Source organism: Nocardia sp. NPDC127526 (assembly GCF_042672265.1).
Classification (GTDB): Bacteria; Actinomycetota; Actinomycetes; order Mycobacteriales; family Mycobacteriaceae; genus Nocardia.
This window is the reverse complement of sequence record NZ_JBHXVO010000020.1, coordinates 39167-60326: the sequence shown is the minus strand read 5'-3', so window position 1 is coordinate 60326 and position 21160 is coordinate 39167. Positions and strand designations below refer to the sequence as shown.

Annotated in this window: 22 protein-coding genes; 4 read left to right on the top strand and 18 right to left on the bottom strand. The window is 68.6% G+C overall.

Features of this window, described 5'->3' with window-relative positions:
• Positions 1 to 109 precede the first annotated feature (109 nt).
• Both ACFVIV_RS26940 and aceA read right to left on the bottom strand, forming a co-directional pair.
• Positions 110 to 979: a 3-hydroxybutyryl-CoA dehydrogenase gene (locus ACFVIV_RS26940; RefSeq protein WP_379200929.1), complete on the bottom strand. Its 870-nt coding sequence runs from the start codon at positions 977 to 979 to the stop codon at positions 110 to 112.
• A gap of 257 nt (positions 980 to 1236) precedes the next feature.
• A complete protein-coding gene (gene aceA / locus ACFVIV_RS26935) occupies positions 1237 to 2526 on the bottom strand; it encodes an isocitrate lyase (RefSeq protein ID WP_379200927.1) in 1290 nt (429 codons plus the stop codon).
• Positions 2527 to 2984: 458 nt separating this feature from the next.
• Between aceA and ACFVIV_RS26930 the strand changes: the two genes are divergently transcribed.
• Entirely contained in the window at positions 2985 to 4130 is a 1146-nt protein-coding gene (locus ACFVIV_RS26930) for a lipase family protein (RefSeq protein WP_379200925.1), read from the top strand.
• Here ACFVIV_RS26930 and ACFVIV_RS26925 read toward each other — a convergent pair.
• From ACFVIV_RS26925 to ACFVIV_RS26915, 3 genes are read right to left on the bottom strand one after another with little or no spacing between them, the layout of a single operon-like run.
• The gene (locus tag ACFVIV_RS26925) at positions 4098 to 4493 is read right to left on the bottom strand and encodes a molybdopterin cofactor-binding domain-containing protein (protein ID WP_379200923.1); all 396 of its coding nucleotides are present in this window, start codon (positions 4491 to 4493) and stop codon (positions 4098 to 4100) included. The genes ACFVIV_RS26930 and ACFVIV_RS26925 overlap by 33 nt on opposite strands.
• Positions 4490 to 4765: a hypothetical protein gene (locus ACFVIV_RS26920; RefSeq protein ID WP_379200921.1), complete on the bottom strand. Its 276-nt coding sequence runs from the start codon at positions 4763 to 4765 to the stop codon at positions 4490 to 4492. The genes ACFVIV_RS26925 and ACFVIV_RS26920 overlap by 4 nt, the downstream gene beginning before the upstream one ends.
• On the bottom strand, positions 4762 to 5163 hold the full coding sequence (locus tag ACFVIV_RS26915) for a hypothetical protein (RefSeq protein ID WP_379200919.1): 402 nt from the start codon (positions 5161 to 5163) through the stop codon (positions 4762 to 4764). The genes ACFVIV_RS26920 and ACFVIV_RS26915 overlap by 4 nt, the downstream gene beginning before the upstream one ends.
• Positions 5164 to 5383: 220 nt before the next feature.
• Between ACFVIV_RS26915 and ACFVIV_RS26910 the strand changes: the two genes are divergently transcribed.
• Positions 5384 to 7987, top strand: coding sequence for a tetratricopeptide repeat protein (locus tag ACFVIV_RS26910; RefSeq protein ID WP_379200917.1), 2604 nt, complete (start codon positions 5384 to 5386; stop codon positions 7985 to 7987).
• Between the two features lie 10 nt (positions 7988 to 7997).
• Here ACFVIV_RS26910 and uraH read toward each other — a convergent pair whose 3' ends face one another.
• Both uraH and uraD read right to left on the bottom strand, forming a co-directional pair.
• Complete coding sequence (gene uraH, locus ACFVIV_RS26905; protein WP_379200915.1) at positions 7998 to 8318, bottom strand: hydroxyisourate hydrolase; 321 nt, start codon at positions 8316 to 8318, stop codon at positions 7998 to 8000.
• Complete coding sequence (uraD, locus tag ACFVIV_RS26900) at positions 8315 to 8821, bottom strand: 2-oxo-4-hydroxy-4-carboxy-5-ureidoimidazoline decarboxylase (RefSeq protein ID WP_379200913.1); 507 nt, start codon at positions 8819 to 8821, stop codon at positions 8315 to 8317. The genes uraH and uraD overlap by 4 nt, the downstream gene beginning before the upstream one ends.
• Positions 8822 to 8923: 102 nt before the next feature.
• Between uraD and ACFVIV_RS26895 the strand changes: the two genes are divergently transcribed.
• Together ACFVIV_RS26895 and ACFVIV_RS26890 are read left to right on the top strand one after the other, a co-directional pair.
• Entirely contained in the window at positions 8924 to 9661 is a 738-nt protein-coding gene (locus ACFVIV_RS26895; protein ID WP_379200911.1) for an NTP transferase domain-containing protein, read from the top strand.
• 18 nt (positions 9662 to 9679) lie between these two features.
• The gene (locus ACFVIV_RS26890; RefSeq protein WP_379200909.1) at positions 9680 to 10705 is read left to right on the top strand and encodes an XdhC family protein; all 1026 of its coding nucleotides are present in this window, start codon (positions 9680 to 9682) and stop codon (positions 10703 to 10705) included.
• Positions 10706 to 10734: 29 nt separating this feature from the next.
• On the opposite strand, the gene ACFVIV_RS26885 is transcribed toward ACFVIV_RS26890, so the two are convergent.
• The 11 genes from ACFVIV_RS26885 to ACFVIV_RS26835 form a co-directional block, all read right to left on the bottom strand.
• Positions 10735 to 11838 carry an ABC transporter substrate-binding protein gene (locus tag ACFVIV_RS26885; RefSeq protein WP_379200907.1) on the bottom strand — a complete coding sequence of 368 codons (1104 nt, stop codon included), beginning with the start codon at positions 11836 to 11838 and terminating at the stop codon, positions 10735 to 10737.
• 79 nt (positions 11839 to 11917) lie between these two features.
• Positions 11918 to 12721, bottom strand: coding sequence for an ABC transporter permease (locus ACFVIV_RS26880; RefSeq protein WP_379200905.1), 804 nt, complete (start codon positions 12719 to 12721; stop codon positions 11918 to 11920).
• Positions 12721 to 13497, bottom strand: a complete 777-nt coding sequence (locus tag ACFVIV_RS26875; RefSeq protein WP_379200903.1) for an ABC transporter permease — start codon at positions 13495 to 13497, stop codon at positions 12721 to 12723. The genes ACFVIV_RS26880 and ACFVIV_RS26875 overlap by 1 nt, the downstream gene beginning before the upstream one ends.
• Positions 13494 to 14300 (bottom strand): ABC transporter ATP-binding protein, encoded by an 807-nt coding sequence (locus ACFVIV_RS26870; protein WP_379200902.1) that lies wholly within the window; start codon positions 14298 to 14300, stop codon positions 13494 to 13496. Before ACFVIV_RS26870 ends, ACFVIV_RS26875 begins: the two co-directional genes overlap by 4 nt.
• Before the next feature lie 101 nt (positions 14301 to 14401).
• Positions 14402 to 14809 (bottom strand): hypothetical protein, encoded by a 408-nt coding sequence (locus ACFVIV_RS26865; protein ID WP_379200900.1) that lies wholly within the window; start codon positions 14807 to 14809, stop codon positions 14402 to 14404.
• A 184-nt stretch (positions 14810 to 14993) separates the two neighbouring features.
• Positions 14994 to 15938, bottom strand: coding sequence for a hexose kinase (locus tag ACFVIV_RS26860; protein WP_379200898.1), 945 nt, complete (start codon positions 15936 to 15938; stop codon positions 14994 to 14996).
• A gap of 100 nt (positions 15939 to 16038) precedes the next feature.
• Entirely contained in the window at positions 16039 to 16863 is an 825-nt protein-coding gene (locus ACFVIV_RS26855; protein ID WP_379200896.1) for a class II fructose-bisphosphate aldolase, read from the bottom strand.
• Entirely contained in the window at positions 16854 to 17846 is a 993-nt protein-coding gene (locus ACFVIV_RS26850; RefSeq protein ID WP_379200894.1) for a hexose kinase, read from the bottom strand. Before ACFVIV_RS26850 ends, ACFVIV_RS26855 begins: the two co-directional genes overlap by 10 nt.
• 70 nt (positions 17847 to 17916) lie before the next feature.
• On the bottom strand, positions 17917 to 19059 hold the full coding sequence (locus ACFVIV_RS26845; protein WP_379200890.1) for an N-acetylglucosamine-6-phosphate deacetylase: 1143 nt from the start codon (positions 19057 to 19059) through the stop codon (positions 17917 to 17919).
• A 157-nt stretch (positions 19060 to 19216) separates the two neighbouring features.
• Positions 19217 to 20185 carry an ROK family protein gene (locus tag ACFVIV_RS26840; protein WP_379200888.1) on the bottom strand — a complete coding sequence of 323 codons (969 nt, stop codon included), beginning with the start codon at positions 20183 to 20185 and terminating at the stop codon, positions 19217 to 19219.
• Positions 20186 to 20199: 14 nt separating this feature from the next.
• On the bottom strand, positions 20200 to 21117 hold the full coding sequence (locus ACFVIV_RS26835) for an SIS domain-containing protein (RefSeq protein ID WP_379200886.1): 918 nt from the start codon (positions 21115 to 21117) through the stop codon (positions 20200 to 20202).
• Between the last annotated feature and the right edge of the window lie 43 nt (positions 21118 to 21160).

Sequence of the window (21160 nt, the reverse complement as noted above, 5' to 3'; positions counted from 1 at the left end):
ACCGGGTGGACTCTGTCGAACCCGGGGCGGGTCGGCCGGTGACACCGACCCTTTATTTGCAGCTTATGCCCCGACGGGGCGGGAAAATCCGGTACCCGAGTGCCGATCGCTACCGGTTGTACTGGTAGAAACCCGCACCCGTCTTCTTGCCCAGCAGGCCGGCTTCGACCATGCGCATGAGCAGCGGCGGGGCGGAATACAGCGGCTCCTTGAACTCGGCGTACATGGAGTCGGCGATGGACTTCACGGTGTCGAGGCCGACCAGGTCGGTGAGGGCGAGCGGGCCCATCGGGTGGGCACAGCCCAGCACCATGGCCTTGTCGACGTCTTCCTTGGTGGCGAAACCGGATTCGACCATGCGAATGGCCGAGAGCAGGTAGGGCACCAGCAGCGCATTGACCACGAAGCCGGAGCGGTCGGCGGAGCGCACGACCTGCTTGCCGAGAATGTCGGAGGCGAACTGCTCGGCGCGCTTGGTGACGGCGTCGGAGGTCTTGAGGGTGGTGATGAGCTCGACGAGCGGCAGCACCGGCACCGGGTTGAAGAAGTGCATGCCGACCACCCGCTCCGGGTTGTTGGTGGCGACGGCGATCTTCATGATCGGGATGGAGGAGGTGTTGGAGGCCAGCACCGCGTTCGGATCGGTGACGACCTTGTCGAGTTCGGCGAAGATCGCGGTCTTCACTTCCTCGTTCTCCAGCACGGCCTCGACGACCAGCTGGCGGTCGGCGAAATCACCCAGGTCGGAGGTGAAGCGCAGCCGCCAGGCCGCCTGCTCCCGCTCGCGCTCGGTGATCTTGCCGCTGGACACCCCGCGGTCCAGCGACCGCAGGATGCGAGCGCGGCCGGCGGCGGCCAGCTCACGGGTCTGTTCGAACACGAGCACATCGACGTGTGCCCGGGCGCAGACCTCCGCGATGCCCGCGCCCATCTGTCCGGCGCCGATAATGCCGACGCGCTGAATCTTTTCGCTGCTCACGTCCCGCTCCTGCTGTGTTTGGCCGTCGTGGCTATGGGTGAAGGCGTCGGACTAACGGTGCGACCCTGCGCCTTCTTAAGGTCTTGTGTTCTCAAAGCTATAAGGAAATGCCCTCCCCGCCGGGGCTGTCGACGGGAAGGGCGGATGAACACCGTCGAAGGGGACTCGCGCCCCCTTCGACGGGTTCGAGGGTCCGGGGCGGCGGAAGGTGTGATGCGACTACCGCCCCGGATCAGGTCCTCGAAACCGGTTCCAACTCAGTGGAACTGGCCCTCCTCGGTGGAGCCCTTCAGCGCCGCGGTCGAGGTGTTGGGGTCGACCGTGGTGGCGATGGTGTCGAAGTAGCCGGCGCCGACCTCACGCTGGTGCTTGATGGCGGTGAAGCCGCGGTCGGCGGCGGCCTTGAACTCGCGCTCCTGCAGGTCGACGAAGGCGGTCATGCCCTCGCGGGCGTAGCCGTAGGCCAGGTCGAACATGCCGTAGTTCAGCGAGTGGAAGCCGGCCAGGGTGATGAACTGGAACTTGAAGCCCATGGCGCCCAGCTCGCGCTGGAACTTCGCGATGGTGGCGTCGTCCAGGTGCGCCTTCCAGTTGAAGGACGGCGAGCAGTTGTAGGCCAGCAGCTGGTCCGGGAACTCGCTGCGGACGGACTCGGCGAACTTGCGCGCGACCTCGAGGTCCGGCACGCCGGTCTCCATCCAGATCAGGTCGGCGTACGGGGCGTAGGCCTTGGCGCGCGCGATGCAGGGCTCGATGCCGTTCTTCACGCCGAAGAAGCCCTCGGCGGTGCGGGTGCCGTCCAGGAACTCGCGGTCGCGCTCGTCCACATCGGAGGTGATGAGGGTGGCGGCCTCGGCGTCGGTGCGGGCGATGATGACCGACGGCACGTCGGCGACGTCGGCGGCCAGACGCGCGGAGGTCAGGGTGCGGATGTGCTGCTGGGTGGGGATGAGCACCTTGCCGCCCAGGTGGCCGCACTTCTTCTCGGAGGCCAGCTGGTCCTCCCAGTGCACACCGGCGGCGCCGGCGGCGATCATGGCCTTCTGCAGCTCGTAGGCGTTCAGCGCGCCACCGAAGCCGGCCTCGGCGTCGGCGACGATCGGGGCCAGCCAGTTGGCGACCGAGGTGTCACCCTCGACCTTGGCGATCTCGTCGGCGCGCAGCAGCGCGTTGTTGATGCGGCGCACGACGGACGGAACCGAGTTGGCCGGGTACAGCGACTGGTCCGGGTAGGTGTGGCCGGACAGGTTGGCGTCACCGGCGACCTGCCAACCGGACAGGTAGATGGCCTTCAGGCCGGCGCGGACCTGCTGCACGGCCTGGTTGCCGGTGAGGGCGCCCAGGGAGTTGATGTAGTCCTCGTTGTTGACCAGATCCCAGAGGATCTCGGCACCACGGCGGGCGAGGGTGTGCTCCTCGACGACGGTGCCCTGCAGCTTCACAACCTGCTCGGCGGTGTAGTTGCGGGTGATGCCCTTCCAGCGCGGGTTGGTGTCCCAGTCCTTCTGGATCTCCGCAGCGGTCTTCGGGGTGCCGACAGTCGACATCTCTGACTCCACTTCTTCGTTCGGTCTCGGTTGGCCCCGCTCGTCGGACTCTCGCGAATCCGATCTCTGCTGGAGCGGCAATTTGCAGGCTTGCTAGGCCCGCGGGGTGTACTTCCACACGATGGCACAGGAAAAAATGTGCGTCTACCTGTTGCAAGTGTGAATCCCCGCTAGGTTTCACCTGCTCATTGCTAACTCTGCGAAATTTGCCTGTTAATTGCAGCGGGGGAATCTACTCGCCGGTAGGCCTGACGTGCAGTTTTGCATAACGCTCGTACTGTTAGCGTGATCGCGGCCACCGGAACCCGACTCGCCGGGAACCGACGACTTGTGAGCACCTTCACAGTCGATTGTGATCTTGATGGTTGTGGGGCAGGCCACCCGGGGTCCGAAACACGGCCTAATCTGATCGCATGTCCAGGGCTGCCGCGCCGTCACAGCGGTATTAGGAGGAACCCATGCGGAATCGATGGCTGTGCACGGCCGCTCTCGCCGTCACTTCGATCGCCGCGCTGGTCAGCGGCCCGCCGGCGCTCGCGACACCGGTACCCGGCACGGGCGCGGTCACCGCGGTGGAGCCCCTCGCGGAGGCCGCGATCCTGCCCGGATCGGTGCGTTCGGAACGGATCCTCTACACCAGTACGACCGTGGGCGAGGCGTATACAACCGCGAGTGCGGCCGTCTACTTCCCGCCTGGGGCAGCGCCCGCCGGCGGCTGGCCGGTCATAGCCTGGGCGCACGGAACGGTCGGGCTCGGCGACGACTGCGCCTATTCCATTGCCGGACCCGCGGCCCGCGAACGCGACTGGGCCTATCTGGGGACCTGGCTGCAGCAGGGTTACGCGATTGTCGCCGCCGACTACGCGGGCCTCGGAACGCCCGGCGACCACCCGTACCTGAACGGAATAGTGGAGGCGCACAATGTGGTCGACGCCGTCAAGGCCGCCACCCGCCACTACCCGTCGCTGGCGCACAAATGGGTGGTCGTCGGCCAGTCGCAAGGCGGCGGCGCGGCCGTCACCACCGCCCGCTACGCCACCGAATTCGGCGGTCCGGAACTGGATTACCGCGGCGCGGTCGGCACCGGCGTCCCCGCCTACATCGAGAACGCCATGCTCCCGCTGGCCCCGAACGTGCCGCCCATCAAACTGGGCAACCACATCACCGCGTACATCCTCTACATCCTCAACGGCCTGCGCACCACCTACCCGGACCTGAATATCGAGTCCTACCTGACCGATTCGGGCCGCTACTGGCTCGACCGCTCCAGCCAGTCCTGCCTGGACCCCATCGGCCAGGAGCTCGGCGCACAGCGCGTGATCCTGGGCGACCTGTTCGCCCGCCCCTTCGCCCAGATCCCGAACCTGCCCGGCCTGCTCGCCGGCTATATGGGCCTGCCCGAAACCGGTTACGACAAGCCGGTATTCATGGGTCAGGGGCTGCAGGACACCGATGTGATCACCCCGGCGACGTTGGCCTTCGCGGCGAAGGTGCAGGCCAACGGCCAGCCCTTCACCCTGCGCACCTACGCCGCCGACCACAGCGGAGCGGTCAATGCCTCGCTGGTCGATTCACTCCCGTTCGTGCGCGGCCTCTTCGCTTGAGCGAATGGCCGTGGCGTGCAACGGGCCGTCCGCCAGCAGTTCCACCGCGGTGAGAAACCGTCCCTGGTAGCCGCGAACACCGCCGGGTTCGAGCGTGTGAATATCGGCGGGAAGTCCGGTGAGGGCCACGGTGCGCCGCATGATGCGCCGTCGCAGCTGCTCGCAGGCGGAGCGGGTCACGACACCGGCGTCGGCGGAACCGAATTCGCCGGTGTGCCGGATGCGGATCCGGTCGGTGGTGGTGCCGAGCACGCCGGCCGCCAGCCCGGCGAGACCGGCGGTCGTCCCATTGCCGAATCCCGCGGTGCCGATGCGCAGTTCATAGCTGCCGTCGTGGAGCAGCTCGATGCAAGCGGTGGTCATCTCTCCTCCCCGGGTGCGATCGCCTGGCCGGGATGCGGCGTTTCGCCGAGCGGTAACGTCCCGCAGAACGGGTAGCAGTCCCCCGCCACCCGTGTCTGCGGAACGCCCTCCTCTCCCGGGCTCGTGGCGGTCGGGCCGCCGCAGCTGGTCGCCACGACGAGCATCACCATGACCGCGAAAGCGATGACGGCCGTGAACAATCCGGCGAACCAGCCGGCGTGGAAGCGCGGCAGCGGCATGACGAAGACGAAAGGGCCGAAGTCGAGGATCATCGGGTGGCTCCTCTGCCGTCGCGGTGCCGATCGCGGCGGGTGGCATCGCAGCGGCCCTGCGGGCGGCGCCAGGACCCCATGGATCCCGACGCCTCCCCCTCCGGGTCGTTGCCGCGCAGGGCGAGCAGGCACATGACGTCGGTGAGGGTGACGCCGAGAATGCCCGCATTGAGGGTGGCCATCTCCCCGTCGAATTCGCCGCCGGGGTTGAGCAGTCCGGCAATGACCATTTCGGCCAGCACCACGCCGGCCATGGCCTGTTCGCGGGTGAGGCGCATGGAGGTGGGCAGGTAGGACAGCACCCAGCGGCCGCGTCGCGGTTCGGGTACGTCGACCCGGAAGGCGACCTCCTGCGCCACATCGCTGCTGATGAGCCAGTTGGAAGCGGTGATTGCCATTGACCCGATCCTTTCCGCCCGGTCGGACCGCCCCCTGTTTCGCCGGTCCTGGTGGTGGCTCAATGGTCGCGAAATCGCGAGTCACTTCGAATCCCAGCGCTGCCCGGAATTTCTTGGCGTATCACGTGACCTTGACCAGCCGAAATCCGCGCGGTACCAAGGAAATATTCACAGCGGCCGCGGCGGATTCCGTGCGGCCGCCGAGGCGGGGAGGCACACTGTGCCCCAGAACGGTGAATCCGATGATGTCGGCGCCGACGCGCGGAAGGAACTGCGCCGGATTCTGCTGGGCATCGGGTTGCGCGAGCATGAGCTGCTCGAGCATCTGGCGGCGGAACTACGGCATCGGGGGTGCCGGCCGCGCAAGGCGTGGCGGCTGGCGAACGAGCTGACCCAGGAGGCGGTGGCCTCGGAGTACAACCGGCTCACCGGAAAGCCGACGGCGCCGATGAAGGCCGCGCGGATTTCGGAGTACGAATCCTGGCCCGGGCCCAAGGATGGGCGGAATCGGCCGCGGCCGACGGTGGAGGCGTTGAAGAATCTGGCCGCGATCTATCGCACCAGCTGGGATCAATTGGTGGACACCACGGATCTGCTGAATATGCCCGCCGCGGATGTGGGGGCATTCCGGGATGCGGTCGCGCGGCGCTGCACGGCCTTGCCCACCTGGCGCGGGATTCCCGAGGAGACAATGCTTTTCGTCGGCCGCGAGGAGCAGCGCTCCGAGCTGTTCCGGCGGGTGCAGGAGCACTTGGCGGCGAATCGGCCCGCGGTGCACGTGATCAACGGCCTGGCGGGCATGGGCAAGACCGCGCTGGCGCGCCATGTGGTGACCGAGCATTCGGGCTGTTATCCGGACGGCTGGATCTGGGAGGACCTGCGCGGTCACACCGAGGGCCGCACGCCGCGTACCCCGGCGGGGGTGCTGGAGCAGTTGCTGCTGCGGATCGGGGTGCCACCGGAGACCATCGAGCCGGATCAGGCGCGGCGGGCGGAGCGCTGGCGGTTCGAGATGCGGGATCGGCGCATGCTCATCGTGTTCGACAATGTGCTCGACTCCAAGCAGGTGCGCGATCTGCTGCCGCACGCGCCGGGCTGTTTCGTGCTGATCACCAGTCGCCGCAAGCTGACCGGGCTGGTGGGGGCCGCGCCGTTGCAATTGAATGCCATGCCGCGCGCGGAGGCCGAGGAACTGCTGGTGACGCTGAGCCATCTGCCGCCCGGCTACGACGTCGGGGCGGTGCGCCGGATTCTGGAGACGGCGGGGCGGCTGCCCTTGGCGCTGCGCCTGATCGCCGGTCAGCTCGCGCACGGCGGCCCGGACATGCTCGCCGCCGCCGACCGGGACTTCCAGCAGCTGCGCGATCGGCTCGAACATGTGCCGGCCGCGGAGGAATCGCCCGCCGCCGATATTCTCTCCCGCTTCTCCGCCGAGGGTGAAACCCTGCGCGCCGCTTTCGAATTGTCGTATCAGCGCTTGCCGGAACCGGATCTGCGGCGCGCGGTGCGGCTGCTGGGCTGGTTCCCGGGTTCGGAGATCAGCGCCGAAACCCTGGCCGCCATGGCGGATCTGTCGCAGGAGGCGGCGCATGCGCTGATTCGCCGCATCTTCGAGGTGGGCCTGCTGGATGCGGCGGGCAGCGGCCCGCGCGGGCAGCGCTATCGCATTCACGATGTGACCCGCTTGTTCGCCCGCGCCCAGGCGGCGCAGGAGGATCTGCCCAGTGAGCACACCGCGGCGGTCGGGCGGCTCATCCGCTACAGCGTGAAGATCGCGCAACCGGTCGGTGCGCCACGGCCTTTCGATGTGGCGGGCAGTTTCCCGAATCCGCCCAGCCCGGATCCGCCGGAGGAGATCGCGCAGGCCCGGGAATGGCTCACCCGGGAACGGGAAATGCTGCTCGGCTGCATCCAGGCCTCGGGTTCGGGAGCGGATACCGGCGAGCTGGCCCGGCTGCTCGCCTCGCACCTGTCCGGCCTGGGCCACTGGTCGGATGCGAAGCGAATGTTCGTGCGCGCCTTGGATATCACCCGCGGCAATGGCGACCGCATCGCCGAATGCGATGTGCTCTACGGGCTCGGCACCGTGCACCGGCTGGCCTGCGATTACGACGTGGCCTCGAAATGCTTCAACGAGGCGCACGCCATTGCCGAAGCGGTCGAGGATCCGCCGCGCAAGGCCGCCGCGCTCTGGGGTTATGCCGAAGTCACCAGGCACATAGGCGATTACGACCGAGCCCGGCAGGCGTACGCCGATGTGCTCGGCATCGCCCGGCAGTTACAGAACCCCAAATTCGAAGGCGATACCCTGCGCGGGCTGGGCCATATCGAGCGCATGGGCGGCGATCCCTTTACCGCGCGCCGCTTCTACAGCGCCGCCCTCGCCATCGCCGACCAGATCGACGATCACTACAGCCGGGGCTGGTCGCTGTGGGGCCTGGGCAATGTGAATCGCGTCGGCGGCGATTTCACCACCGCCCGTGACCAATTCGACGAGGCGAATCGCATCGGCCTGCGGATCGGCGACGCCCTGCTGCGGGTGGACGCGCTGCGCGGACACGGGCACATCGAGCGCGATTCCAATGACCTCGACGCCGCGCAGGGCTTCTACTCCGATTCCCTCGACATCGCCCGCCGCGGCGGCGACGTGCACGGCGAGGCCGATGCCTGGCACGCCCTGGCCGATATCGCCGCCCGCGCCGGAAAGACCTCGCGCGCCTGCGAATTCCTCCGCAAGGCCCTCACCCTCTACGAGAGCATGGGCGTCAAACGCGCCGACCAGGTCCGGGCCGACCTGACCCGCCTCTCGGCCGACGATCCTTAGCCCGCGGCGATCAGCTGCCCCGATAGGTCGAGAACGCGAAGGGCGACAGCAGCAATGGCACGTGATAGTGCCGTTCCCCGGTCACGGTGAACGCGATGGTCACCTCCGGATAGAAGGTCTCGACGGCCTGGGCGGCGAAGTAGTCTCCGGTGCCGAAGGACAGCCGATACGTCCCGGCGGGCAGCTCACCCGCCAGCGCCGCGATCCGCCCGTCGGCATCGGTCACGCCGGTCGCCGATTCCGCCCCGCTCGCCTCGAACAGCGTCACCGAAATCCCGGCGGCGGGCATTCCCCGCACCGCGTCCAGCACGTGCGTACTCAGTGAGCTCACCACTCCTCCTCGTTCAGCAGGCGCCGCAGCCGGATCCGGTTGATCTTCGCCAATTCCGACCGCACGATGCGCCTTTCGGTGTCCGCGTCGTTTCCGAGCCGATCGGTGAGTATGCGCAGCATTTCCTCCGGGGATTTGCCGGTGGCGCACACCAGATACACGTGCCCGAATTGTGCCTCGTACTTCCGGTTTCCCTCGGCAATGGCGGTCCGCACGGCGTCGCCGGCGCTGGCCATGCCCGCCTGTTCGCGCGCCGAGTTCGCGCTGTCGGGGCGATCGCCGATGCGCGGATGCCCGGCCAGTGCGCGATCGATCTCGGCTTCGCTGATCTCGGCCAGCGCCCGGTCGGCGGCCGCGAGGAGTTGATGGACGCTCGCATACGGCCGCCCCGCCGCCACCGCCTGCGCCCAGTCGAGGGACGAGCAGCATGTCAGCAACAGCGCTGTGGCGGTCTCGTGCGGCAGTCCGGCGAAACCCTCGAGGTCGATCTTGTCGTCCGTCATCGTCCTCCCAGGATCGGTCATGGCAATCGCGCACGCCACTCGGGGAGCGAACATCACCGGGCAGCGCTACCCTGCCCGCATGACCCCCGAACTTTTGCCCGCATGACCCTCGCGCGCTGCGACGGCATCGTCCTGGCCGCGGGTGCGGGGACCCGCTTCGGCATGCCGAAAGTCCTGGCCGGAGACGGTGACTGGCTGCGCGCGGCCGTCGGCGCGCTGCACGACGGCGGTTGCGCCCGCGTCGTCGTGGTGCTCGGCGCGACGGGCCCGGCGCTGCGCGAGGACGGTCCGGACGGGAACTCGACGCGGCTGGTCTCGCAAACTCCTCGCATCGCGATACCGCCGGGCGCACGGCCGGTGTGGGCGGCCGATTGGGCGGCCGGGGTGAGTGCTTCGCTGCGGGCCGGGCTCGCGGCGGTAGCGGGTGGACCGGCACTCGAGCATGATCTTGCCGCGCGGATGGCTGCGGGCGGGACTGTTGCGGCGAGGATTACTGCGAATGGGAATGCCGCCGATGGGAACACCGGTCCGGCCGCCGGGCCGCCGGAATTCGTGGCGATCATGCCGGTGGATACGCCGGATATCGGCGGTGATGCGGTGGCCAGAGTCATAGCCGCCGCATATGAAAGTTCGAGCGGTGTGGCGCGTGCGGTATTTCGCGGGGAGCCCGGGCACCCGGTGGTGCTGGGGCGTGCGCACTGGCCAGGGGCCGTATCGAAGGCGGATGGAAATTCGGGGGCGGGCACTTATTTAAAGCAACGAGCGGATATGGTGTGCGTCACGTGTGATGACTTGGCGACGGGGATCGATCGGGACTATCCGCGCGACAGCACACGGTGATCGGGAGCAAAGTTAAAGATGCGGGATATCGTCGACGATCTATTGCGGGTGTGGCACAGCGGGCGAACGGGCGGATTGGCGACACTGGTGCGGACCCAAGGGTCGACGCCCATGCCGATCGGGACGGCGATGGTCGTCGACGCCGAGGGGCGGGCGTTCGGATCGATCTCGGCGGGCTGCGCGGAGGCCGCGGCCTACGAGGCGGCGCGGGAGTCCGCGCGGACCGGGCACCGGGGACTGCACCGGTTCGGGCCGGGCAGCGGGATCGATGCCGGCATGGATTGCCCCGGCAGCCTGGATGTATTCACGGAACCGTTCTCGCGCAGGCATTTTCCCGAATTCCCGGATGTGGCGGCGGATATCGCGGCGCAGCGGCAGGTCACCGTGTTCACGGTGGTGTGGCATTCGGATCCGGATGTGATCGGCCAGCATCTGGTCACCGATCGCCGGCATGCCACCGAGCTGGTGTCGCTGCCCGATTCGGATGTGTTCGTGTCCTCGTTCGTGCGGCCGCCGCGGCTGATCCTGTTCGGGGCCAATGCCTTCACCGCTGCGCTGGCCGTCCAGGGCAAGCTGCTGGGGTACCGGGTGACCGTCTGCGACGCCCGGCCCACCTTCGCCAGTTCGGAGGCGTATCCCGGCTGCGAGGTGGTCGTGGACTGGCCGCACCGGTATCTCAACACCCTCGCGGCGGCGGGCGAAATCGATTCCAGCACCGCGATTGTCGTGCTGTCGCACGATGCCAAGTTCGAGATCCCGCTGCTCACCATCGCGCTGCGACTACCCGAGGTGGGATTCCTGGCCGCACTGGGTTCGCACACCGCGCACGACCGCCGCATCGAAGCGCTGCGGGCGGGTGGTTTCACCGATCAGACACTGTCTCGCCTGCATTCCCCCGCCGGTCTGGACATCGGCGCCCGCACGCCCGCCGAGACCGCCATCGCCATTGCCGCGGAAATGCTGGCCGTGCGCAACAGCCGGACCGCGGAACCGCTTTCGGCGCACAGCGGGGAGATTCCGCTGCGGCCCAGCCTGGTGCGGTAGCGGTCCGGCCCGAGCTCCGGTTCGAGCGCTCAGGGCGCCTTCAGCTCCGGATGCTCGGTGTAGAGCTCCCGCAGAACGGACATGTCGAACAGCTTGTCCGCGGCGATGTCGATCTTCGCTTTGCCCAGGGCGGCGATGTTCTTGGCGATCAGCTCCTCGCTCATGGTGAACAGCCCGCTGGTCTTGGTCTCGGCCGAGACGACCAGATCGTTCTGCGCCCCGGCCTCCATGGTCTGCTCGGCGAGGTCCAGGCGCTGATCCTTGCCGTACACCTCGACCGCCAGGCGCGCGGATTCGGACGGGCTCGCCACCGCGTCGCGCCAGCCCTTGATATCGGCCAGCAACCACGCCTTGAGCTTCTCGCGCTCGTTGTCGATGGTCTCCTGCTTCACGGTGAGCGTCTCGGCCACCAACGGCAGGCCGTAGTCGGCGAACAAGAAGTTGTAGTTGGGGAAACCCTTGCTGCTCAGCGTGATCGGTTCATTGGTGACATAGCTGACCCAGCCGTCGACCTCGCCGTTGGCGAGCGGGGTCGGATCGAACTGCGCGGGCACGATGGTGACATCGGCGGCCGTCATGCCGTTGGCGGTGAGCAGGGCGTTGAAGATGAGCTGATTGGTGTCCTGCACACCGATCTTGCGGCCCTTCATATCCTGCGGGGAGCGGATCGGCTTGCCCATGGCGCTGACGATGCAGAAGGGGTTCTTCTGGTAGGTCGCGCCGACGATCTTGGCGTTCAAGCCCTCCAGGATGGCGGGGGCCGTGGTCTGCGGTGCGGACATGCCGATCCACACCTTGCCGGTGCCGAGGCCGGCCTCCACCGAGGTACTGGCCGCACCGCCGGCGATGAGATCGACGGAGCCGAAACCGGCGTCTTTGAAATACCCCTTGGAATCGGCGAAGTACTCGCCCGCGAATTCGATGTTCTTCAGCCAGGACAGCTGCACCGCCACGGTGCCGTATTTCGATCCGTCGGCGATGGTGCCATTGCCCGTCCCGGACGAGTCGTCACCGCAGGCGGCGAGCAGGCCGGCTCCACCCAGCACGGCGCCGGTGAGGCCGGCGTAGCGGAGGAAGGATCGCCGATCCAAGGACAACTGAGAGACCGGACTCGGCCGGGACTTACGACTCATGCAGCGAATCTAGGGGTTCTCGATTTCGGATATTTTGCCGTTACCCCGCTCTTTGTGTGCGCCAGGTTAACTCGTGTTCTCAGTCCTTTCCCGGCTGCGGCGCGAAACGCGCCAGCACCAGGTTTTCCAGCACGCCGACGACGGCATAGGCGAACACCGACACCAGCGTCACCACCGCGACGGACGCCCACAGCCGGTTGTATTGGAAGGTCGGAATGGCGCGGATCAGGCCCGCGCCCAGTCCGGTGCCGCTGCCGAGCCATTCACCCAGCAGTGCGCCGATGAGAGCGCCGGGCACCGAGACGCGGGCCGCCGCGAACACCGACGGCAGGGCCGCCGGAACGGCGACCGTGTACAGCGCCGTCCACCGCGAACCACCGTATACGGCAACCAGTTCCATGGCCTGCTTCGGCGCGGAGCGCAATCCGGTCATGATCATGACCAAGGCGGGGAAGAACACCACGATGGCGGCCATGACGGTGACGCCGAGCAGGCCGCGGCCGAAGATCAGCACGATGATCGGGGTGAGCGCCACCAGCGGAACCGAGCGCAGCAGCATGGCGACCGGCAGGAACGCCTGCGCGACCGCGGGCACGCCGACGAACAGGGCGGCCACCAGCAGGGCCCCGCCCATGCCCAGGCCGAAGCCGATCGCCGCATCGCGCAGGGTGATCCGCAATTCGCCGAGAATGGACCGGCGGACGGTATCGGAGGTCGGGCCGGTCACCAGATAGGACCAGACCTCGGCCGGCGTCTTGCCGACCAGCCCGACCTGTGGATAGAGCTGCAGGAAACCCCACCACAGCGCGACCAGCAGCACCAGCGAAACCAGCAGCGGCAGCAGGAATTTCCCGATCGGCCGCAATACCCCGAGAGTCCTCATCACGCCTCCGCCCGCATCCACGGCACCGCCACCCGGGCCACCAGCGCCACCGCCGCGTAGCCGAGTCCGGCGAGCGCGGCCGCCGCGAGGGCCATGCCCCAGGTGCGCGGCACCTCGTAGGCGTTCTGCGCGGCGGTGAGCGCGACGCCGATTCCGCTGTCCACGCCGCCCAGATATTCGCCGATGATCGCGCCCAGCACCGCCGACGGCGCGGCGATCTTCAAGGCGGCCAGGGTGTTCGGCAGCGCCGCGATCACCTGCACGCGGCGCAGCTGCTGCCAGCGGCCGCCGCCGTAGGCGCGAATCAGATCGAGGCTGGTGCGGTCGGCCGAGCGCAATCCGGAGACGGTGCCGACCATGGTGGTGAAGAAGCAGTACATGGCGGCCAGGAACACCGTCGGCGTGCGGCCGCCGAACACCACCAGGATGATCGGGCCGAGCGCGAGCAGCGGGGTGCAGTAGCTCAGGATGGCCAGCTGGGTGACCAGCATTTCGATGGGCGGGATCAGCACCACCAGCACCGCGAGCGCGATGGCCAGCAGATTGCCCCACAGGAAACCTTGCAGCGCACCGCGCGCCGTGACGCCGAAGTTGGGGCCGTACAGCGCCCAGCCGTCGGTGTACATGGTGTGGAGCACCCGCCAGGGTCCGGGCACGGTGTCGCCGGCCACCCGCAGCGCGGCCAGGATCGACCAGACCGCGAGCAGGGCGGCGATACCCGCGAGCCCGCCCAGGCCCTTCCAGTGGAAGCGGAGTTGTTCGCTGCCCCGGCTCATTCCGCCGTCACCCCGCCGCGCCCGCTGCGGCCGAACAGCAGCTCGGACAGGTAGTCGTGCAATTTGTGGAATTCCGGGCTGCGCATCATCTCCGGGGTGCGGGGCCGGGGCAGGTCGATATCGACGACCTCCACCACCCGGCCGGGCCGCGGGCTCATGACCGCGACCACATCGGAGAGGAATACCGCTTCGGCGATGCCGTGCGTGACCATGAGCGTGGTGGCGGGCTTTTCGGTCCAGATGCGCAGCAGTTCCAGATTGAGCCGCTGCCGGGTCATATCGTCGAGTGCGCCGAAGGGCTCGTCGAGCAGCAGAATGCTGGGTTTCACCACCAGTGCGCGGGCAATCGAAACCCGTTGCCGCATACCGCCGGACAGCTGCGCCGGTTTCGACTTCTCGAAACCCTCCAGGCCGACGAGGCGAATCAAGTCGGCGATCAGCCGCGGTTCGACCGGCAGCCCGGCCACCTGCAAGGGCAGTTTGATATTGGATTCCACACTGCGCCACGGCAGTAGCGCCGAATCCTGGAAGGCGATACCGAATTCGTGGCGGCGCCGCAGCTCGGCCGGCGTCTCGCGATTGATTCGCGCCGTGCCGGCGCTCGGGGTGTCGAGTCCGGCGAGAATTCGTAGAATCGTGGACTTTCCGCATCCGGACGGCCCCAGCAGCGACAGGAACGCGCCCTGCTCGGTATGCAGATCCACCGCCTCCAGCGCCTGCACGGTGCGCCGCCCCGACCGGAACGTCTTACTCAACCCGCTGATGTGAATACCCGTACCACCAGCGGTCACTTCCGAACTCATGGCGTCACAGTAGGAGCCGGGAATTGCACGGAGATTGCGAATCCGCGGACGAGATTTCCGTGCTGTTACGTCCGGCCACCGGTTCCGGTCACCGGCGCGGCTCACCAATAGGACGGTTCGAACCAGTCGCGGGCCTCCCGCCGGAACAGCAGCACGATCACCACGAGCGAAACGAGCGGGCCCAGCGGGCCCGGCGGCCGCCCGTCGGTGATCGACGGCACCGTCCACAACATGTTCAGGACCGCGAGCAGGATCGCCCCGATGCGCACCGATTGGCCTTCGGCATTGAAGGTCAGGGCCACCAGACCGAGCAGCCAGGCGGGCAGGAACGGCACGGCCGTCATCATGGCCGACTTGCTGCCGAGCAGCCATCCGGCCGAGGCCGCGCACACCACCCCGATCAGCGCCAGCCCCACCGCGAACAGCTGCGCCACGCGCACCACGCGGGGCATGCGATAGCTGTCGTCCACGCCCGACCCTTGATCCTGCGGGTATCCGAGGTCCGACACCCGCACGACAGTACCAATCCGACCGGCCGGAAAGTCCCCACCACGCCGCCGGCAGGGAGCTCGGACGTGCTGTGGGGGCAGTCTCCCAGTCATTCCGGCGTGCTCGTGGCCGGAATCCACCAGCGGTGTGGATCCCGGCCAAAAGCATGCCGGGATGACGAGTGGGCTCTCGTCTCCAAGTCATTCAGGAACGGGCTGCGACCGGCTCCAGTTCGCGGACGCGGACGGTCGGAAGCAGGCGGTCGCGCAGCACGCGATCGATCTCGCCCGCGACGGGAATGACCACGGCCGCAGCGGAAGTGGCGACGGCATCGGCCAGCAGGGCGGGCCAGTCGGGGGCCGGATCGGCGGCGAGGGCGGCGATGATGGCGGCCACTGCGGCATCCCCGGCGCCCGTCGGGTTGCCCGCCAGAGGTTGCGGCAGGGCGGCGGACCAGGCGCGGGTGCGGGTGACCGCGACCATGCCCGCGCCGCCGCGGGTGACGATGACCGCGCCGGCGCCATCGGCGATGAGCGGTTCGACGGCGGCCAGGATTTCCGGGACGGTGGTGGCGGGCCGCCCGGTCAGGCGTTCCAGTTCCTCGGTATTCGGCGTGAGGGTGATGCCCGGGACGGTGGCGGCGAGTTCGAGTGCCGGACCATCGAAATCGCAGATGGTGGGCACGCCCGCGGCAATGGCCAGGCGCGCCAGTTCGGCGGGCAGGCCCGGATCCACGCCGCCGGGCTGGGAGCCCGCGATGACCAGGCCGGTCATATCGGAGAGCAGACCGGCCACCCGCACCCGTAGTTGATCGACGGCGCGCGGTTCGGAGATGCGCGGCCCGGGTTCCCACAGGGCGGTGGCGGTCCCGTCATCGGATTCGCTGATCACCACCGTGCGCCGCACCCAGGGCAGGGCGTGCACGAAATCCACCGGCATCTCCAGCGAGGCCGCCGCCGCGAACGAGTGATCCGCGAACCCGGTGGCGCGCGCGTACTTCCCAAGCTGGTTGAGCACCCGCGTCACATTGATGCCACGTCCGCCGAGCCGCTGATCCACCGATCGCACCCGGTGTGCTCGCCCCCGCTCGAAATGCTCGACCCGGTAGGTCATGTCATAGGCCGGGTTCATGGTCACGGTGAGGATCACCAGTACCACTCTGCACGCTGGATATCCGGACGCAAGCTTTCGTTCGCACTATGGCACTCAATGTCCGTGCCGTCTCATCTGCGCCGCGACCCGCATCCGGTCATACGTTCAGCACCCGCAAATGGTTCACCACATCCTGCTGAATCCCGAATCGGCCGGGCCCCAGATACTTTCGCGGATCCGACCCGGAGTTCCCGGCCAGCGCCGCCCGTACCGCCGCGGTGAGGGCGATATTCAGCCGGGTCCCGATATTGATCTTCACCATGCCGTTTCGTACCGCCGACCGCAGCCCCTCGTCCGGGACGCCGGAGGACCCGTGCAACACCAGCGGCACCGGCAGCCGCGCGGCCAGTCGCGCGATCAACCCGTCGTCGAGCGTCGCCGCCCGGTCCTGCATGGCGTGCACCGACCCCACCGCCACGGCCAGCGCCCCCACCCCCGTGGCGGCCACGAACTCCGCCGCCTCCTCCGGATCGGTCCGCACACCGGGAGCGTGCGCACCGTCCTTCCCGCCGATCTCCCCGAGTTCGGCCTCCACGAACACCTCCCGCGCCGCGCACCACCGCACGATGTCCGCGGTGGCCGCGACATTCGCGCCGTACTCGAGCCGCGCCCCGTCGTACATGACGGAGTTCACCCCCACCCCCACCGCCTCCTCGATCAACCCGCGCTCGGTGGCGTGATCCAAATGCACCCCCAGCGCCGCCGAACTGTCCTCCGCGATCTGCAAACACGCCCGGGCCAGCGGCTTCAACCCACCGTGATACTTCACCGTGTTCTCCGAGATCTGCAGAATCACGGGCCTGCCCACCGCTTCCGCCGCCGCCGCAATCCCTTCCGCATGCTCCAGCGTGATCACATTGAAAGCCCCCAACCCACCCGGCCGCGCCAGTTCGATGAGTTCGGGCACGGGCGTCAAAGGCATGGAAACTCCTGAATATCCGGTACATTCACCGGCTCCACCACAACGGCCGGCAACAGCCGATCCCGCACATCCGTGTCGATCTCCCCCGCCACCGGCATCACCACCGCGGCCGCCGAAACGGCGACCGCCGCGGCCAGCGCGGCGGGCCAATCCGTGGAGGAGTGGCGGTGAGTATCGGCGCGTGGACCGGGAATCCGGGTCGGAGAGGCAAGGGCTGTGATCATTGCGGCCGCGGCGGCATCACCTGCTCCCGTGGGGTTGCCGGTCACCGGGTCGGGCAGCCGGGCGGACCACACGCCGCCGGGAGTAACCGCGACCATGCCGGATGCGCCGCGAGTGGCGATGATCGCGCCGACGCCTGCGGCCAGCAGCGGCGCGGCGACGGTCGCCACCTCTTCCGGTGTATTCGTGACGGCGCCTGTGAGTGCCCGCAATTCATCGGCATTGGGCATGAGCACCACGCCCGGAACCTGCGCCGCCTGCCGCAGCGCTTCGCCGTCCACATCGCAGATGACGGGCACCCCGGCCGCGCGGCCCAGCCGCGCCAGCTCGCCCGGCAGGCTCGGATCCACGCCCTCCGGCAGCGACCCCGAGATCACCAGACCACGTGCCCGCGCCAGCAATTCACCGACCCTGGCCAGCAGCTGCCTCGCGGCCCCCGGATCTGCCAGCGGTGCACCCGGTTCCCACAATCCGGTCGTCGTGCCATTGGCCTCGCTGATCACCACGGTGCGCCGCACCCACGGCAGACAGGTCACGAAGTCGACCGGCAGCTCGCGCCCCGCCGCCGCGGCAAAGCCCGCGTCCGCGAATCCCGTTGCCACACAACCGCTCCCGAGCGCCCGCAGCACCCGCGCGACATTGATCCCCTTGCCCCCGGCCCGCTGCTCCACCTCCGGAACCCGCTGCACCGCCCCATATTCGAACCGATCCAGCCGATACGTCAGGTCGTACGCGGGATTCGCCGTCACAGTGATGATCACGCCGCCGACCACCCACGCTGGGCCGCCGGCGACAATCGCCGCTGTTCGGACCCTGTCGATCCGGTGGGAATCACGACACCCACCGCCCGCGGTGCAGAACTCGGCGCAGCCGCAGTTCGTCGTCGACGACGATCAGGTCCGCGTAGGCGCCGGCTCGCAACTCACCGACATCGGCCAGTCCGGCCGTGGCAGCGGGAGTCAGGGTCGCCGCCCGGACCGCGTCCCGCAGGGGCACACCGCATTCCCGCACCACCCAGGCCACACAGCGCAGCAGGTCCGCGGTACCGCCGGCAATGGATCCGCCGGCCACCCGCGCCACGCCATCGCTCACCCGCACTTCCTGCGGGCCGAGCCGGTAGACGCCGTCCGGCATTCCCGCCGCGGCCATGGCATCGGTGACAAGTGCGACCCGATCGCGGGCGGTCGCGAACACCATTGCCGCGAAACCCGAATCAACGTGCACTCCATCGCCGATCAGTTCCACCGCCGACTGCCCCTGCGCGGCGGCGGTCAGGGCAGCGGCCACCGGCCCAGCAGACCGGTGGTGCATCGGCGGCATGCCATTGCCCAGGTGAGTGACCGAGCTACCCGGACCGCCGGGGCGCAGACCATTGCGGAAGTCCTCGAATCCGGCGTCGCTGTGCCCCAGAGACACCGTCACGCCCTGCTCGGCCAGCAGTCGTGCGACACCGGCGAATCCCGGCCGCTCCGGCGCGATGGTCATGACCCGCAGGTGGCCGCCCGCCGCCGCGAGCAGCCGACGGGCCAGCACCGGGTCCGGATCGAGCAGCAATCGCGGATCGTGTGCCCCACACCGGGACCCGGAAAGAAACGGCCCCTCGACATGAATCCCGCCGACCACCCCGTCCGCAGCAAGCTCCCGCAGCACCGCGACCTGGTCGACCATCACGCCGGGCGCGGCCGTCACAATCCCGGCCAGCATGGTCGTGGTTCCCCGACCGCGATGAAACGCGGCCGCCGCAGCCGCTTCCTCTTGATCGACCGTGTCGAACCGATGCCCCGCTCCACCGTGGTTATGAATATCCACCAGCCCTGGTAGCAATGTCCCCCAGTGCGGCAACCTCGCCCAATCCGGATGTGCCGCCATCCATTCCGACGCGGTCCGCACGCCGGTGATCCGCTCGCCCTCCACCGACACCACGCCGTCGTCGATATCGTGCGCGGCGGAAACGATCCGCCCCCGAAGATGCACCCCGGCGCTTCCCCCGGCACCCCATCCGCTCACCGCTGCTCGCCCCCACGACCACCGGCACCGTCGTCAACGATCAAGCTGACCTCTGGCTCACCTCGGCGGGGAAGCTGTCCGGGGGCGACCGACGGATGAGGGCCGACAGCGGGCCGGCCGTCCATCACGTCAGGGCTCCCTGGCGGGCGAGCAGGGCCGCGCCGGTCAATCCGGCTCGGGCGCCGAATGTTCCGATGACGACCTCGGGGCTGGGGGCGACGCGGAGGCGGGTGCCGAGAGCTCGGTGGAGGGGGTGGGCGAGGGCATCGCCTGCGCCGGCGAGGCCGCCACCGAGGACGATGAGTTCGGGGCAGACGGCGTGGACTATGCCGATCAGGCCGTCCGCCAGGGCTTCCACGGCGTCGGTGACTACCGCCTGAGCCACCGTGTCTTCCGGGAGGCGCGCGAAAATATCTGCTGCGCTGTTGTATTCGCGGCCGGTATGGCGGGTGTAGGCGCGGGTTATGGCGGCGGCGGAGGCCACGGTCTCGACACAGCCGGTATTCCCGCAGGGGCAGGGGAGGCCGTTCTTGCGGACCGGGATGTGGCCGTATTCGCCTGCTTGGCCGAGGCCGCCGCGCACGAATCGGCCTCCTACGGAGAGGGTTCCGCTGATTCCGGTGCCTATGACGACGACCAGGACGGTGCCGCGGGATTTGCCCGCGCCGAAGCGCCATTCGGCCCAGCCGGCGGCGGTGACGTCGTGTTCGAGGAGGACGGGCATGGACCAGCGGTCGGTGAAGCGGGGGCCGACGTGGATGTCGCGCCAGCCGATGTTGGCGCTGAAGACGGCGATGGACTTGGCGGTGTCGACGACGCCGGGGAGCAGGACCGCGGCGCGGTGGACGCGGGGGCGGTCGGCGGGTGTCAGTTTGGCGAGCAGTAGGTCGCCCAGGTCGAGCATGGCGTCGAAGGCGGCCGGGCCATGTGGGGTGGCAATGGCATCGGCGGCCAGGACTTCGCCTGCGGCGTCGGTGATCTCGCCCTTGATGGTGGTGCCGCCCACGTCGAGGCCGAGCACCAGCGCGTCGGGATCCAATGCCGGATTCGGCGCGGCGAGCGGTTCGGGAGGCGTGGCGGGGTGTTGCTGCACTGCTGGGCTCCAGCTCAGTCGAGGACCACCGAGCGGGTGAGGCTGCGCGGGTGGTCGGGGTCCAGGCCCAGGTCGGCGGCGCGGAGGGCGCAGAGGCGGTGCACGCGAACGAGTTCGGCCAGGGGGTCGAGGGGGCGGTGTTCGTAGTGGGCGCCGGTGGCGGTCACCGCGGCGGGGAGGCTGTCGGGCTGGGGGCCGAGGGCCCAGACGGCGCGGCCTGGGGCGGCAATGCTGATGGGGCCGTGGCGGTATTCGGTGGACAGGTAGGACTCGGTCCAGGATTGGCAGGATTCGCGGAGTTTGAGGGCGGCCTCGTCGGCCAGGGCGGCGGCGAAACCCATTCCGGTGAAGGTGATCTGGTCGGCGTAGCGGACGGCGGCGAGGGAGACTGCGGGATCCTCGGCGAGGGCCTCGCGGGCTTGCGCGATCACGGGGATCAGGTCTTCGCCCAGGTGGCTGCGCAGGATCGCCAGAGTGGTGGTGGCGAAACGGGTTTGGACGACCGAGCGCTCGTCGACCTCGTCGATGAGCAGGGGCGCGGCCAATTCGAGCACGGGAGTGCCGGGGCTGGAGCTGATCACGGTGCGTGGCTTGACTTCCGGCAGCGCCCGCAGCGCGTCGATGACCTCGGTGGTCGTTCCGGAGCGGCAGATCACCAGATAGCGGTCGTAGTCGCGGCCGTGCGGGAACTGCCCGGCCGGCCAGGCGTCGGTGAGGCCCTGTCCGGCCGATTCGCGCAGCGCGGCAATGGCTCTCGCCATGTAGTAGGACGTCCCGCAGCCGATCACCGCCACGCGCTCACCGTCCGCGGGTAGCAGGTCGCGATGGTCGGCGGCGATGGCCGCGGCGCGGGCCCAGCAATCCGGCTGAGACTCGACCTCGGCGGCTAGATACGTCAGCACGAGAACAGCGTGCGCCCAGTGATCGTTCATGTCAAATTTACAGCCAAAGTAGTCAATATCAATCATGTAGTGC